15 protein-coding genes are annotated in these 14,765 nt (G+C 38.2%); 8 read left to right on the plus strand and 7 right to left on the minus strand.

Translation table 11 applies throughout. The features are described from left to right. Positions 1-2: 2 nt before the first annotated feature. The 4 genes from F3G86_RS03560 to F3G86_RS03575 form a co-directional block, all read right to left on the minus strand. The gene (locus tag F3G86_RS03560; protein ID WP_410369168.1) at positions 3-455 is read right to left on the minus strand and encodes a glycoprotease; all 453 of its coding nucleotides are present in this window, start codon (positions 453-455) and stop codon (positions 3-5) included. Continuing rightward, the gene (gene lpxC, locus F3G86_RS03565) at positions 446-1,330 is read right to left on the minus strand and encodes a UDP-3-O-acyl-N-acetylglucosamine deacetylase (protein ID WP_149723012.1); all 885 of its coding nucleotides are present in this window, start codon (positions 1,328-1,330) and stop codon (positions 446-448) included. The genes F3G86_RS03560 and lpxC overlap by 10 nt, the downstream gene beginning before the upstream one ends. A 60-nt stretch (positions 1,331-1,390) precedes the next feature. After that, positions 1,391-2,761, minus strand: coding sequence for a peptidoglycan metallopeptidase Pgp6 (gene pgp6 / locus F3G86_RS03570; RefSeq protein ID WP_149723013.1), 1,371 nt, complete (start codon positions 2,759-2,761; stop codon positions 1,391-1,393). Positions 2,762-2,823: 62 nt separating this feature from the next. Further along, complete coding sequence (locus F3G86_RS03575; RefSeq protein WP_149723014.1) at positions 2,824-3,654, minus strand: prephenate dehydrogenase; 831 nt, start codon at positions 3,652-3,654, stop codon at positions 2,824-2,826. Positions 3,655-3,743: 89 nt separating this feature from the next. On the opposite strand from F3G86_RS03575, the gene bamA reads away from it, so the two are divergent. From bamA to recO, 7 genes are all read left to right on the plus strand, one after another. Continuing rightward, positions 3,744-6,008: an outer membrane protein assembly factor BamA gene (gene bamA, locus F3G86_RS03580; protein WP_103634308.1), complete on the plus strand. Its 2,265-nt coding sequence runs from the start codon at positions 3,744-3,746 to the stop codon at positions 6,006-6,008. A gap of 129 nt (positions 6,009-6,137) precedes the next feature. Next, positions 6,138-7,055: an acetyl-CoA carboxylase, carboxyltransferase subunit beta gene (accD, locus tag F3G86_RS03585; protein WP_149723015.1), complete on the plus strand. Its 918-nt coding sequence runs from the start codon at positions 6,138-6,140 to the stop codon at positions 7,053-7,055. Between the two features lie 2 nt (positions 7,056-7,057). Further along, positions 7,058-7,513 carry a 23S rRNA (pseudouridine(1915)-N(3))-methyltransferase RlmH gene (locus tag F3G86_RS03590; protein WP_004317193.1) on the plus strand — a complete coding sequence of 152 codons (456 nt, stop codon included), beginning with the start codon at positions 7,058-7,060 and terminating at the stop codon, positions 7,511-7,513. Positions 7,514-7,524: 11 nt separating this feature from the next. Beyond that, positions 7,525-7,881, plus strand: coding sequence for an RNA polymerase-binding protein DksA (gene dksA / locus F3G86_RS03595; protein ID WP_009294329.1), 357 nt, complete (start codon positions 7,525-7,527; stop codon positions 7,879-7,881). A gap of 9 nt (positions 7,882-7,890) precedes the next feature. Beyond that, a complete protein-coding gene (locus tag F3G86_RS03600; RefSeq protein WP_149723016.1) occupies positions 7,891-8,889 on the plus strand; it encodes a uroporphyrinogen III synthase HEM4 in 999 nt (332 codons plus the stop codon). Next, entirely contained in the window at positions 8,886-9,809 is a 924-nt protein-coding gene (locus tag F3G86_RS03605; RefSeq protein ID WP_149723017.1) for a tRNA dihydrouridine synthase, read from the plus strand. Before F3G86_RS03600 ends, F3G86_RS03605 begins: the two co-directional genes overlap by 4 nt. Next, positions 9,810-10,424, plus strand: coding sequence for a recombination protein RecO (gene recO, locus F3G86_RS03610; RefSeq protein ID WP_012001347.1), 615 nt, complete (start codon positions 9,810-9,812; stop codon positions 10,422-10,424). It begins immediately after the preceding gene. Here recO and F3G86_RS03615 read toward each other — a convergent pair. Next, on the minus strand, positions 10,421-11,569 hold the full coding sequence (locus F3G86_RS03615; protein ID WP_149723018.1) for a Cj0814 family flagellar-dependent secreted protein: 1,149 nt from the start codon (positions 11,567-11,569) through the stop codon (positions 10,421-10,423). The two genes, recO and F3G86_RS03615, sit on opposite strands and share 4 nt — an antisense overlap. A 198-nt stretch (positions 11,570-11,767) precedes the next feature. Between F3G86_RS03615 and F3G86_RS03620 the strand changes: the two genes are divergently transcribed. Beyond that, the gene (locus tag F3G86_RS03620; RefSeq protein ID WP_107945129.1) at positions 11,768-12,604 is read left to right on the plus strand and encodes a Cj0814-related protein; all 837 of its coding nucleotides are present in this window, start codon (positions 11,768-11,770) and stop codon (positions 12,602-12,604) included. Between the two features lie 69 nt (positions 12,605-12,673). Here the strand turns inward: F3G86_RS03620 and F3G86_RS03625 are convergent, their stop codons facing one another. Both F3G86_RS03625 and F3G86_RS03630 read right to left on the minus strand, forming a co-directional pair. Continuing rightward, on the minus strand, positions 12,674-13,465 hold the full coding sequence (locus tag F3G86_RS03625) for a Cj0814-related protein (RefSeq protein WP_149723019.1): 792 nt from the start codon (positions 13,463-13,465) through the stop codon (positions 12,674-12,676). 148 nt (positions 13,466-13,613) lie between these two features. Beyond that, positions 13,614-14,669 (minus strand): SEL1-like repeat protein, encoded by a 1,056-nt coding sequence (locus F3G86_RS03630; RefSeq protein ID WP_149723020.1) that lies wholly within the window; start codon positions 14,667-14,669, stop codon positions 13,614-13,616. Between the last annotated feature and the right edge of the window lie 96 nt (positions 14,670-14,765).

The raw sequence follows: 14,765 nt of genomic DNA on the forward strand, positions 1-14,765 counted from the left end.
TCCTAAACAGCTTGGATGATATAATCCGGAAGTGTATCTGAATTTAGTTTTAATTCATCTAAATTTAAAGGCAACACAAATCTCACTGGCTCAACTTTTTCAAGTGAAATTTCGCCCTCTTTTAGCACAAAACTTAAATTTTTATTTGCTCTGATCGCTTGGGCGCCATTTAGACTAAAGCCACTAACTGCGTAAAACTCGCAGCCCTTTGCCAAAGAGAAAGTTTTTAAGATGACGTAGGCCACCTTTAGCCCCATGAAGCTGCCTGGTGTGTTTGCGTAGATGATCTTTGTGATGTTAAATTTAGAGGATAAATTTTCTAGGATTTTTATTAAAGATTCGCTGACATGCTCGTCAGTTGTGATCTCATCAAATTTTACGCCATCTTTATAGACTCCAACTAAAAGTGGAGTCGATAAAGAGACTACTAAAATTTCAATATTTTTTATGCAAATACCTTTTGATACTCTTTTAAAAGCTCGCCACTAAGCGTTGCGATCTCATAATTTTTCTCATCTGCCATTAAAGCAAGTGTTAGTTTGTGGTTTAGATCGTGGCTACCCGCAAATGCTGTGTAGTCACCAAGCAATGGTGCTCCAAGCAAGCTCAAATCGCCAACTGCGTCTAAAATTTTATGTCTTACAAACTCATTTTCAAATCTCAAACCCTCTGGGTTTAAAATATGCGTATCATCGATAGCTACGGCATTATCAAGCGATGCGCCAAGGGCTAAATTTTGAGCTTGCAAGCGTTGCAAATCTTTTAAAAAGCCAAAAGTTCTAGCTCGAGCTATATTTTTTACAAATGAACTCTTGCTAAATTCAAAAAGATATCTTTGTTCGCCGATAACTGGGTGGTCAAATTTGATCGTATAGTCAAATTTTGGATTTCTTGAAGGCGAAGTTCGCACAAATTTTGACCCCTCAACCACCTCGACCTCGCGGCGGACAAGTATCACTTTTTTACCAGCATCAAGATGTCTTATGCCAGCTTCATCAAGTAGCATACAAAAGCTTATCGCACTGCCGTCCATGACAGGAATTTCATTTGCATCAACTGAAATTCTAATATTATCAATGCCGTATCCATTTACAGCTGCCATTAGGTGCTCTATCGTGCTAATAAAGCCCTTTTCGTTGCCAACGACGGTTGCCATTTGCGTATTTATAACGTTTTTAGGCTCAGCTTTAAAACTAATACCAAGATCTTCGCGGTGCAAAATAATACCTGAATTTGCATCAAGAGGTTCTAGCATAAGTCTTATCGGCTCACCCTTATGAAGCCCTATACCAACGGTCTCAACGCGTCTTGCGATAGTAGTTTGTTTCAAAAATTTTCCTTATATTTTTTTGTTCGCTTATGATAGCACTAAAAAATCAAATTTGCAAATTTAATTCTTATCTATCATCGCCTTTGCGGCATCTAAGACACTTGTCACATTGTCTTTTATCCACTTTTTATCCATCCATTGCTGAGGTCTTACCTCTTCGCCTTGGACCAAAATTCCAAAGTGAAGGTGATCTCCAAGTGCAAGGCCGCTCGTTCCAGTTGTGCCTATTTGATCGCCAGCAGCGACCATATCGCCCTCTTTTACCTTCGCACTTGAACAGTGTCCGTAAAGTGAATAAAGTCCAAATCCATGTTCGATCACGATATTTAAGCCATAAATTCCATTTTCAGATGCAAGCACGACGCGGCCTGCGTTGCTAGCTATTATCGGAGCTGCTGCCACGCTTGCAAAATCTATACCCATGTGCCATGACTCACTTACTTGCTCATTATTATATGTATAGAAACGGTGGTCGGCAAAATCAGCTACTTTCTTGCCATTTCTAAGTGGGTAAAATGGAATTATATTAAAGCCATTTGTAATGTCAGTATCGACGTTTGAAGTGAGTGCTGTTATCTTCTCTTCATTTGAGTTTCTTAGTGTTTCATTGACAAATTTCATCTTATCAAGCCTAGAAAGAGCGTTTGGATCTTTGGCGTATTGATCTGTTAGATCAACGATCTTTCCGTCTAAAAATCTATCATTTAAAGCAATGGTTGAAGTTTTATACTTTACATTTTCATAAAAATATCTCACGTGAGATTTGCTCTCATTGCCTGCAAAGTCTCTTGCGATGACCTCTGCGCTAAAGTTTTCAACTTGCACTGGCCAAGCAACAAGTGCTGCATAAAAGCCCTCTTTGTAAAATGGCACAGCCTTAAATTTCTTACCAAAATTTGTCTGGACATAAACCTCTTTTAGCTGATTATCAGTCGCTCTAAAAACGACAACTGCGCTACCGCCTTTTGAGATAGAGTAAGACTGAGAAAGCACGTAAAGATCAGGCTTTGAGGTGTCGAGCACAACCTCAACTTTTTTGCTTGCTTTATTGCCAGTAAAAAAGCCCCATTTGCTAGTATCGACCGCTTCTATGCTCATCTCATAAGTGTCTTTTTGAGCAAAAAATCCAGTCTTTGGGAAGGTTAAATTTACATCAAGCTCGGTGCTTGGGTTTTGTATGATTTGATTTAGTAAATTTAGGTCATTTTTGCCGTCATTTATGCTAATGCGCACAAATTTTATGCCGCTGTCATCTTTAAATTTGATATTCATAGGCGAGCGAAGGTTCCAATAAACCTTATCAGAAACGCCGATGATTGGCTCGTTTCGCTCAAAGTCTTTCGACATCAAAGCATAACCAAAGCCACCAGCCAATATCAAAACAAGTAAAACCACAACAATGCCAAAACCACCTATTCCACGTCTATACATAATATTATTACCTTAAATTTTATTTGCGAAATTTTACATATAATCAATAAATTTTTAGTTAATTACAAAATTTCTCTTACAGCTCTAGCTTCGCTCATCCAGTCAAAAAGCTCATCCCAGCGCTCATCTTTTATGAGATCTTTGCATAAATTTAGCTCTTTTTCAAACATATTTATCGCGGCAACGACATTATTTTTATTTTGCTTAAAGATATCGCTCCACATAAATGGCGAACTCTTTGCAACACGTATCATGCCCTTAAATGTCGGTCCTCCAAGTGCAACGATATGCCTTTTATCCTCTTCTTTTAATATCCCGCTAGCAAGCGAAAATGCAATAGCATGAGGCAGATGCGAGATAAGGCCCACATGATGGTCATGCTCTTTTGCACTCATGAAAATGATCTTCATACCAAGGTGAGAAAATAGCTCAACGCTTCTTTTTACATGTTTTTCTGAGCTCTCAGCAAAGTCACAAACTATGACAGTTGCCCCTGTATAAAGCGACTTAAAGGCAGCTTCTGGGCCAGAGTACTCGGTACCTGCCATAGGGTGAGCTGGGATGAAATTTTTACGAATTTTTTCTGGCACGGCTTCTATTATCTTTTGCTTTGTCGATCCAAAATCAATGATCGTCGTATCTTCGCTAATGTCAGTTAAATTTTGCACGATGCTCACGATAGCTTCGACTGGCACGGCCAAAAAGATGATGTCACACTTCTTTTTCATCTCATCGATGCTTAAAATTTCATGCACCAAGCCAAGTTCGAGCGCTTTTTTGCTGTGATTTTCATCTTTATCATATCCGCTGACACATGAGATCAATTTTTCATCTTTTAACGCAAGACCAAGCGAGCCGCCCATAAGACCAAGTCCGATGATACCTATTTTCATAAAAAACCTTTAAAATTATAAAATTTAAATTTTTTAAAAATAAAATATGATATTATACGCACTTATACTAAAACTCTAGGTTAAATTTAATGAAAAAGAAATTATTTTTACTAGCACTAGCTTTAAGCGGTCTAAATGCACAAACAATTCAGTCAATAAATTTCAAAGGTCTTATCCACCTTTCACCTGATGTAGCCACTCAGATAATGGGGCTAAAAGTCGGTCAAGAGCTAACACCAAAGCTTAGCGACAAGGCTATCACAAATTTATACAAGCAAAATTATTTTGATGATATCTACATAGAAGATACAGGTAATGGCAATCTTTTAGTAAAAGTAAAAGAGAAGCCAAGCGTAGCTAGAGTCGATCTAAAGGGCGTTGTGACAAACGACAAAACTGCGATCGAATCGCTAATCAACATAAAACCTGGCAATATGTATGATGAGCTAACTATCGAAAAAACAAAAGAGAGAATTCGCCAGTACTACGAGTCAAAAGGCTACTTTGACACAGTTGTTGATGTAGAAAAACAGCCAGTTGCAGACAATGACAGCTCACTTTTCATCACTCTAAACATAAACCGTGGTGAAAATATGATAATCAAAAAGGTAAATTTAGTCGGGGCAAAAGAGTTTGACTATGACGATATTGAACCAGTTGTTGCAAACAAAAGTAGAGAATTTATGGGCTGGCTTTGGGGCAGAAACGACGGAAAAGTTAAACTTTTCGAGCTTGAAAACGACCCAGCAAGGATTCAAGATAAATATTTTCAAAAAGGTTATCTAGACGCGACAGTTTCGTCACCTTACCTAAATGCGTCATTTGATAACTACACGGCTGATCTTACATACTACATCCACGAGGGCGAGCCTTATAAGGTTTCAAATGTAAGCATCACAGCACCTGAAGAGCTAGGACTTGATACTAAAAAGATCATAGATGACTTTAGACTAGAAGCTGGCGATACAATGAACTCAGCAAGACTTCGCCAAGATATGAAAAAGCTTGACGATATGGTCGCTGACAAGGGATATGCATTTGTCAAAGTCTATCCAAAGACTGACAAATTTGATGAAAATAAAACAGTTGATATCGACTACGAAGTTGATCCTGGCGAAAAAGTATATATAAGAAACGTTCAAATTTCAGGAAACGATAGAACAGTTGATCGTGTCGTAAGACGTGAGCTATATCTAACTGAGGGAAATTTATATAGTAGAACCGACCTTCAAGACTCAAAAGATGCACTAAAAAGAACAAGCTACTTTGACGATGTCGAGATAGAAGAGGACCCAGTTGATAAAAATACAGTCGATCTAAAAGTAAAGGTAAAAGAGGCCTCAACTGGCTCTATAAGTGGCGGTATCGGATACGGAAGTAGCGATGGCTTGCTACTTAACGCTGCACTTTCTGACACAAACATCTTTGGCTCTGGTCTTCAAGGACAAGTAAGCGTAGATAAGAGTGATAGAGAGCTTTCAGGTCAGATAAGTCTTACAAATCCAAGAATTTTTGACTCAGAGTATAGTCTTGGCGGAACACTCTATGCAAACGACTACGACTGGAGAACATATAAAGAGAGAAGCTATGGCTTTAGCACAACACTAGGTAGAAAATTAACTAGAAATTTAAGCGCATCACTTACTTATAATATCGAGCAAAGTAAAGTTACTCTAAAAGATGACGAACTAAGAAATATAAATAAAGACACAGGAAAAGAAATTTATAGAGAAGGCAAGGCTATAAAAAGTGCTATAACTCCAGCTTTGACATATAACAGCACTGATGATTACTACTTGCCAAGACGCGGTATCATAGCTAGTACATCATTTGAGATAGCAGGACTTGGTGGCGATATGGATTTTGTTAAAAACCGCACAAATTTCAACTACTATCTAGGTCTTAGAGAGTACATCGACTACGATCTTATCTTAAGATATAAAGCAAGTTTTGGCAAAATTTGGGAGAGAGGCTATACTCCGATCAACGAAAGACTTTACCTTGGTGGTATAAGAAGCTTACGTGGTTACGAGAGCAGAACTGTATCTCCGAAAGTAAAATATAATGGCGACTACTATGAATACGGCGGCGAGATTTCATTTAACAACTCAGTTGAGATGAGCTTCCCTATAATAGATCGTGTCAAAATGCGTGGTGTTGTATTCTATGATTATGGCACTGTTGGAAAAGACGAGCAAAACGAAAATAAAATGATAAACAGATCATCAGTTGGCACTGGTATCGAGTGGATAACACCTATCGGACCACTTCAACTAATCTTCGCAAAAGCTCTTAACCCTAAAGAGGGCGATGATACAAATACATTTGAATTTACTATCGGAAGACGCTTCTAATAAGATACTTTTAAGGGGCTAGCTTGCCCCTTAAATCCCCCACAAACAAACAAACTTTAAGTCATATAAGAAAAAGCAAGGCTAACATTAGATATAATCCCACAATTTTTAATATAAGTGGGTAAAAAGATGAATTTCTCAGACATTTTTTCAAAGATAAGAAAAGCTCAACCTCGTCCAGAAGAAGCACCTACACACTGGGTAAAATGCGACAACTGTCACTCACTGATGTATTACAAAGAAGTTGAAGCTTGTTTTAATGTATGCCCAAAATGCGGCTATCACATGAGATTAAAAGCTGATGATCGCATAAATTTGATCTGCGATGAAGGTAGCTTTGTAGAATTTGACGCAAATTTAAAACCAGTAGATCCTTTAAATTTTGTCGATAAAAAATCATACAAAAAAAGAATCACAGAAAATAAAGAAAAAACAGGACGCACAAGCTCAGTGATATGCGGCGAAGGCAAATGCAACGGACAAGAGATCCAGCTAGTTGTTTTTGACTTTGGCTTCATGGGCGGCTCACTAGCTTCTGTCGAGGGCGAAAAGATCGTAAGAGCGATAAAACGCGCGATCGAAAAACGCCAAGCCTTAATCATCGTAAGTGCATCTGGCGGCGCTAGAATGCAAGAGAGCACATTTTCTTTAATGCAGATGTCAAAGACTTCAGCAGCCCTAAAACTTCTTGATGAAGCAAGGCTCCCATACATATCAGTGCTTACAGATCCTACGATGGGCGGCGTTAGTGCATCATTTGCATGGCTTGGAGATCTAATAATCGCTGAACCTGGCGCGTTAATAGGCTTTGCAGGACAAAGGGTCATCAAACAAACCATAGGCGCTGATCTCCCAGAGGGCTTTCAAAGGGCTGAATTTTTGCTTGAGCATGGTCTCATAGATGACATCGTGCCAAGAAGCGAACACAAAAAATATATAAGCGATATGGTTAAATTTCTTACAAACAGCAAAGCTATGATCTCTAAAAGCGAAGTGACTCCTCCGAGCGAAGCTGGCTTTGAGCTAAAGCTAAAAACCAAAGGGTAAGTTTGGAAATTTCGGTTTTTAGCATTCAAAAATCATCGCGTGACAACTTTGAAAACGAGATACAAGAATATATAAAAATGAGTGCAAAATTTGCCAAGATAAACGACAAAATCATATTTAATGAAAAGATAGCAAAGGCTCAAAGTAGTGGCAGAAGCGAAGCGCTAAGAGCTTATGATGAAATTTACGAGCCAAATTTAAAAGGCTTTTGTGTGATGCTTGATGAAAATGGCTCACAGCTTGACAGCCAAGAATTTGCTCAAATTTTAAACTCAAATTCACAGATCAATTTTTTCATAGGTGGAGCTTATGGGCTTAGCCAAAATTTAAAAAACAAGGCACAAAAAGTCGTGAGCTTAAGCAAGATGACTATGGCGCACAAAGTCGCCAAGCTCGTACTTTTTGAGCAAATTTTTAGAGGGCTTTGCATAAATGCAAACCACCCATATCACAAATAAAGGAATATAAAATGACTCAAAACGAGCTAAATTTTTTCAAAAAGCTACTTGAAGAGCGAAAATTACAAATCAAAAAAAATATTTATGACTCATCAGTTGAAGTAAGCGGTTTAAGAGATAGTGGCGTAAGCGATGAATTTGACATCGCTTCAGTAAATACCGACCAGCTTATAGAGCAGTCTATCTCAACCCAACAACGAGCCGAGCTTCACGAGATCGACGAGGCGCTTGAAAAGATAGCAAACAAGACTTATGGAATTTGTGACATGTGCGAAGAGGAGATCGGCATCCCTCGCCTAAAAGTAAAACCGCATGCAAAATACTGCATAGCTTGTCGTGAGATAATAGAAAAAACAGCAAAAAACTAAGGAGAAAATATGAAAACCAGAAAATTTCTCGTCTACTGCATCATCTACACAGCAGTTGTTGCAGGACTTACCTATTCTCTTAATAGTTCAGACTTCACCTTTGAGCTCTTAGGTCAAGCCATAACCTTGCCAGTAGCTGTCTGGGTGGCACTTCCAGTAGCCCTTTTGGCACTCCTTGCCCTACTTCACATCGCATATCATGGATACGCCTTTTATAGATATAAAAAATGGATAAAAAAAGATAGCCAACTCTACAAAGATCTTGCAAAAGAGACGCTTCTTGGCTTTGAGAGCAACAAAGACTTCAAAACCGACACTTACAAGATCGCCTCACAGCTCACTCGCTCTATCTCACCAGTAGGCGAGCTTAAAGATGTTGGCGTTGATGACGGCGAGATAAACAATATCTTACAAACCATAAAAAACATAAAAAACAAAGAGATCGTCGATCTAAAGAAATTTAGGCTAGCAAAAGATAGCAAGCTAAACATCCTAAACGAGCTAAACAAGATCGAGCAGCTACCTACTTACTATCTTGACGTGCTTAAAAACCAAGAACAAAACGAGAGCCTTAAAAAGGCAGCCTTCGATAAGCTCATAAAAACAGCTTCATTTAGTGAGATCAAAAAAATCGATCCTGAGCTTGCAAGCGAAGATATAATGACCATTATCACGCGTTTTGTAAATGATGAGATCGACCTAAGTAGTGATGAAATTTTTGATCTTTTAAACAACGCAAAAGTGACAAAAGCACAATACGACAAAGCAGCCATAATGCTTAAAAATAAACTAAAACCAGATGCGTTTATCGGCATCTTTGAGAAGCTAAAAAGCATCCATGCTGACGCTGATGAAGCCTACGTATATGCGTTATTTGAGCTTCAGATGCTTGATAAAGTAAGAGAAGCCATCGAGGGTAGCGACCCTGATGAGTTTAAAGAGATAAAGGTTTTACTATTTTTACGAGATAACGGTAAAATGGTGCCTAGCTCGCTATTTTTTAAATGATAGACTTTAGTAAAAAGCCACTTTTCTTAGCGCCACTTGCTGGCTTTTCTGACCTGCCGTTACGAAGCGTCGTCAAGAAATTTGGCTGCGATGTCACTGTTAGCGAGATGATCAGTGCAAATGCCCTGGTCTATGAGAGCAGCGACAAAACTCTTGAAATGCTTAAAAAATCCCCAAACGAAGAGCCCTACGTCGTCCAGATAGCTGGCAGTGATATAGAAAATTTAAAAAAAGCCGTGCAGATAATCAATAAATTTGATGGAATTTACGGGCTCGATCTAAACTGCGGCTGCCCCGTGCCAAAGGTCGTTAGACAAGGCGCGGGATCAGCTTTACTAAATGATCTTGACAAACTTCAAAGCATAATCGAAGCCATAAAAAGCGTCTCAAACAAGAAGAGCCTAAGCGTTAAATTTAGACTTGGCTTTAACGACAAAAACGAAGAAAGGATAGCAAAAGCCTGCGAAGAAGCCGGCGCAAACTACATCGCAGTGCATGGGCGCACCAGAGCTGGCGGATACAGCGCAAAGGTTGATTACGAAGCGATCGCTAGAGTAAAAGCGAGCGTGAAAATCCCAGTCGTTGCAAATGGTGATATAAACGCGCAAAATGCAGATGAAATTTTAAATTTCACAAAATGTGACGCCCTAATGATCGGCAGAGCAAGCATCGGCAACCCTTGGATATTTCACGAGATAAAGACCAAAACTAGCGTGGATAAGGCGCTAAAGCAAAAGATCATACTAGCTCACTTTGATGCGATGATCGAGCACTACGGCGAGCACGGACTTTGCATATTTAGAAAGCACCTCCACCAATACAGCAAGGGCATAGACGGCGCAACAACCTTTAGAAACGATGTAAATTTCATCAAAGACGTGACAGCGATGAGAGAGCACATAAGGGAGTTTTTTGCCTAGATGCAAGGCTACATCCTGCGCGTGCAAAAGGTCAGAGATGAGGACCTTTTAGTCTTTGTGCTAACGCCAAATTTGCTCGTAAAGTCATATAGATTTTTTGGCGCACGCCACTCAAACATCATGACTGGCTACAAGATCGACTTTGAGCTCGAGCAAGAGGCGAAATTTCTACCAAAGCTTAGAAGCATACTTCATCTTGGCTTTAAGTGGCTGCTAGAGCGTGACAAGCTCATCATTTGGCAGCAGTTTATGCGCCTACTTTATGATCATCTAAAAGAGGTCGAGCAGCTCGATGAAATTTACTTTAACGAGCTTGATCGCTGTGCCAAACAGATGCAGCTGCAAAATCCAAAACGCCTTATCATCGAAAGCTACGTCAAAATTTTAGAGTTTGAAGGCAGGCTTCACAGCGAGCTTGAGTGCTTTATCTGCGACGAGGAGATAGAAAGCGAGCTATGCCTAACTCGTGGCTTTTTGCCCTCTCACAAGCACTGCCTTGATAGGAGCGAATTTGACGCTAGCAAGATCAAAAATTTATTTGATACAAAAAGCACGATCGAGCTAAATGACGATGAGATAAACCGCCTTTATAAAATTTTACTTGACGGACTTTAGGCTTTTACCTTCGTCCTCTCATCAAATTCTTTTAAAACATCCATTATCTTGCTTGCTAGCCCCTCAAGCGTTTGATCTTTTTTAAGCTCTAAATTTCTAAGCTTTAAAATCCTGGCTAGTATATCTTTTAGATCTTTTTTACCAGATAGTATCTCATCATAATAAGCCTTTGGTATGCCTATCTCGCTTCTATCTTGTTTTGTAAGTATGAGTGTGTCTCTATATACATTAAGAGCCTCGTCAGTTATCCTTGTTGTGCCACCTTGCAGTGCAAGACCTTGCTCATTTTTTAAAAATGCCACAAAGATTTGCTCCTTTGTATAGCCTTGTTCATTGTCATATACAGACATATCAGGCTTGAAGTCATATCCAGCGCTACTAACCCACATATAAGGGATAGTATGCTCAGTTGTCATCACTTCTGGAGAGAAGTCAAGGAAATTTCCATTGACTTCTACATTTATATCGCTTAGATCATCCCATAACCTATGTGCATCTTCTGCGTCTTGGGCTGTCCTAAAGATATGAGTTATCTTTTCATTGCTTCTATCGGTTAGTCCATCTAGCTCATCGCTAGTCATCCTACCCATTAGGTATTCGAAATGATCCATTTTTTTATCTTTTGAAAAGTAGCCCTTTGGCATCTTTGCTAGATCTTCATTTGAGTAAAACTCTTTACCCTTACTAATAACTCCAGCTGAAATTTGATCAAAAATTTTATAGTATTGCTTTATAGTATTTGCTAGATCGATATTTGCAAAGCTATCCTCTCCAAAGAGTTGGTTATCTTTTTTTGTTTCCATTATAGAATTTGTATAGTTTGGATGTTTTTGATTGTGTAGCACTATCGCATCAAGTGTGCTTTTGTGGATTTTAAAGTCCTGTGGCAAGCCTGCAGCTTTGTTAAAGTCAGCTCCCATAAATCCTTTAGCATCTACACTATATCCATAACCCTCTTGTGAAGTAAATTTGGCCTGATAAAGAGAGTCGATACTACTAGATGAAACAAAGTCATTTTTAGGAATAGTGGTTTGGCTGATCGAATTTATATTTGGAGTGTTAGGCAAGAAATTTGCAAAGCCTTCGCTTTTTGTCTGTTTTTGGTAGTGCTGTTTTGTTAAGATGGAGTTATAAGAGACTTTCATAGCTTACTCCTTGAAATTTAGCTTCAAAGAGTAAGCAAAAGTTGTGCCGAAAATTTTATCAATAGGGGAGCATTTTGTGTAGAGAGAAGTCATATATAAACTAAATTATTAAAAGGTCGATTTACAAACTAAGAAATTTTCACTAAAACAAATTTTGAAAAATAGTTGAGTAGTTTAAAACTTACTAAGGATAGTAAAATGCAAATTTCTAGCTCGCCTTATCCTTATCTGTCTAGAGAGCACATAGCTAGTGAGATGGGGTTTAAATTTAACGATATAAACGAAATACTTAGTAACGATATGGGATATGGTATGACATTTTCTAAGTATGCAAGGCTTGATAGAAAAGCTCAAACTGCGTCTTATGATAGACATATATATCCACTATCTGGCTTTACAAAAGGCAATGAAGCAAAAGTCACTATCATAGGAAAGCTCAGAGGCTATGATCCTGATTTTACAAGCGAGCAGTTATCAGATCTTAAAAATTTCATAAATGAAAGTAAGGGTTTGTTTGTAGAGTATATACAAGGTCAGCAAGCAAAACCAGACAATGATAAGCCAAAGCTTTTAAGAGATACCCCATATACTGTAAATGAATTTTTAAATGAATATCGTGGCAATCGCCAGCTGCTATTTATGCAAAACTCAAGGACTGTTGATCTGCTTGATAGCGATATGAGCGTTGATGAGTTTAAAGAGGAGTGGGCTAAATATGCATTAAAAGAGCGGTTTAACATAACTTTATCTGGCGAAGATGCCAAAAATGCTGTCAATATACTAAAAGAGATGAATGAAAAAGGTCTTCAGGATATAGAGAGCGTTGAAGAAGAAAAAGACGACACCAAAGAGAAAAAATTTACTCCCATCCAAGCTGAAAGCAAAAACACTGAAACTTATGACATTACTAAGGATGAGAAATTCTCGTTTTTACTTAAGCTTCAAGAACTTGAGAGAGAACGAGGTATCGACGTGCTTCGTATCATGCAAAAGCTTGAAGAAAATGGTAAAAAGGTTGTCGATAAAAAGGTTTGAATTTATCTTTGTATTTAGCGCAAGCCGCCACTAAGTTACCCCTATGACAAGGTCGTTCTGCTTTACCTATCAAGCCATCTTATTTAAAATTTGCTTCTTATCTATCTTTTGCATAAGTTCTAAGACATCTATGCCTCTTTTTTCTTTGAAATTTAAAAGCTCTCTTGCATAGAGAAATTTTTGATCCTTGTTTATATCATAGGTCTCATACTTCTTCTTAACCTGCATAGGTTTAAATGTCTTATCATCTTGCTCTTTAGCAAAATTTGCATTGTATTCTTGCTCTTCTTTGATTATCTGCTTTCTTTGTTCTTCAACATCCTTTGTAGCTTTCTCTCTTGCTTTGGCAAATAATGTTTTAAATTCATCTATGCTTAGGTCGGTTCTATCTAAAAGACTAAGCGACTCCTTGTTTTCATTTGGATAAAGAGAAGACATGCTATCCATAAAAGCTCTTAGGTCAGCCTCCTCTTCTTTTGTGCCAAGACCTATTAGTTTGCCCATCATGGTTGGCTTGCCATCAACAGAGTTTTCCTTTAATATATCAGAATACATTATAAGGACTTGATCTTTTGCTTCTTCTAAAGTTTTTGGCTGTTTCATCGACATGGCGTTGCGATCTTGTTCGGTATTGTAACGCTTAGAAAGCATATTATCTATTTTGCTTATCGTTTTTGCAACCCAATTATCTTCATTTTCGTCTATGTCAATAATCTCTTTTATGCTCTTTCCAACTGGACCATACCATAAAGCTTCTATTTTGGCCTTTTCATCATCTTTGGTATCTTTAGGTATATTTTCTTTTTGGATAGTGGTTTCTTGTATCGATGTGTTGCTAAGTCCGTTTATGCTAGTTATCATTTTCAATTCCTTTGAAATCAGCAGCCTACAAATTTATATTGCAGGCTGCTTAAATTTTACCAACCGCCTAGGTCGGATTCCATTCTTCTTTTAAAAGCGTCTCGTAGTTGTCTAACAATAGAAAAGAACATCTCATATTAATTAATTTTTAATAGCCTTTTTCGTTTAGCTTTTTGTAATTATCACATCCTGGCTGAAGTCCCAAATCACAAGCCTTGCCAAAATATTGTTTTGCAGTGGAAAAATTTTGTCTTATACCTTGACCGTTTCCGTATAAAACCCCTAAGTTAAAGTAACCCACAGCACTTCCCCCATCACAAGCTTTTTGATAAAGTTGGGCTGCTTTTTGGTAATTCTGCCTTACACCTTGACCGTTTTCGTATAAAACCCCTAAGTTAGAGCAACCCACAGCACTTCCCCCATCACAAGCTTTTTGATAAAGTTGGGCTGCTTTTTGGTAATTCTGCTTTACACCTTGACCGTTTTGGTATAAAAGCCCTAAGTTAGAGCAACCCTCAGCAATTCCACTATCACAAGCTTTTTGATAAAGCTGGACTGCTTTTTGGTAATCTTGATTTACACCTTGACCGTCTTCGTATGAAACCCCTAAATTATAGCAACCCAAAGCATCTCCACTATCACAAGCTTTTTGATAAAGCTGGGCTGCTTTTTGGTAATCTTGATTTACACCTTGACCGTTTTGGTATAAAAGCTCTAAGTTAGAGCAACTCTCAGCAATTCCCCCACCACAAGCTTTTTGATAAAGCTGGGTTGCTTTTTGGTAATCTTGATTTACACCTTGACCGTTTTGGTATAAAAGCCCTAAGTTAGAGCAACCCTCAGCACTTCCCCCATCACAAGCTTTTTGATAAAGCTGGGCTGCTTTTTGGTAATTTTGTTTTACACCTTGACCGGTTTGGTATAAAAGCCCTAAGTTAGAGCAACTCACAACATCTCCCTCATCACAAGCTTTTTGATAAAGCTGGGCTGCTTTTTGGTAATCCTGTTTTACACCTTGACCGTTTTGGTATAAAACCCCTAAGATAGCGCAACCCCAAGCCTCTCCACTATCACAAGCTTTCTGCCATAATTCAGCTGCTTTTTGGTAGTCACCTTTATTGTAAGCTTCGTATCCTAATTCAGTAAGATCTTTGGAAAATCCAATAGAAAATAGAACTACAAGTAAAACTAAAATTCTTTTCATTTTTTTACCTCCTTAATGTAAACTATATAGACGATATTTTGTCTTTCTTAAACTTAAATTATTATTAATTATATATTTACTTTTGTGATAAAATAG

Source organism: Campylobacter concisus (assembly GCF_902460595.1).
Lineage (GTDB): Bacteria > Campylobacterota > Campylobacteria > Campylobacterales > Campylobacteraceae > Campylobacter_A > Campylobacter_A concisus_BL.

Coding starts and splice junctions, on each gene's coding strand:
- F3G86_RS03605 (WP_149723017.1), top strand. CDS start 8,886: ATGATAGACTTTAGTAAAAAGCCACTTTTCTTAGCGCCACTTGCTGGC.
- F3G86_RS03575 (WP_149723014.1), bottom strand. CDS start 3,654: ATGAAAATAGGTATCATCGGACTTGGTCTTATGGGCGGCTCGCTTGGT.
- F3G86_RS03630 (WP_149723020.1), bottom strand. CDS start 14,669: ATGAAAAGAATTTTAGTTTTACTTGTAGTTCTATTTTCTATTGGATTT.
- bamA (WP_103634308.1), top strand. CDS start 3,744: ATGAAAAAGAAATTATTTTTACTAGCACTAGCTTTAAGCGGTCTAAAT.
- recO (WP_012001347.1), top strand. CDS start 9,810: ATGCAAGGCTACATCCTGCGCGTGCAAAAGGTCAGAGATGAGGACCTT.
- pgp6 (WP_149723013.1), bottom strand. CDS start 2,761: ATGTATAGACGTGGAATAGGTGGTTTTGGCATTGTTGTGGTTTTACTT.
- accD (WP_149723015.1), top strand. CDS start 6,138: ATGAATTTCTCAGACATTTTTTCAAAGATAAGAAAAGCTCAACCTCGT.
- F3G86_RS03625 (WP_149723019.1), bottom strand. CDS start 13,465: ATGATAACTAGCATAAACGGACTTAGCAACACATCGATACAAGAAACC.
- dksA (WP_009294329.1), top strand. CDS start 7,525: ATGACTCAAAACGAGCTAAATTTTTTCAAAAAGCTACTTGAAGAGCGA.
- F3G86_RS03600 (WP_149723016.1), top strand. CDS start 7,891: ATGAAAACCAGAAAATTTCTCGTCTACTGCATCATCTACACAGCAGTT.
- F3G86_RS03615 (WP_149723018.1), bottom strand. CDS start 11,569: ATGAAAGTCTCTTATAACTCCATCTTAACAAAACAGCACTACCAAAAA.
- F3G86_RS03620 (WP_107945129.1), top strand. CDS start 11,768: ATGCAAATTTCTAGCTCGCCTTATCCTTATCTGTCTAGAGAGCACATA.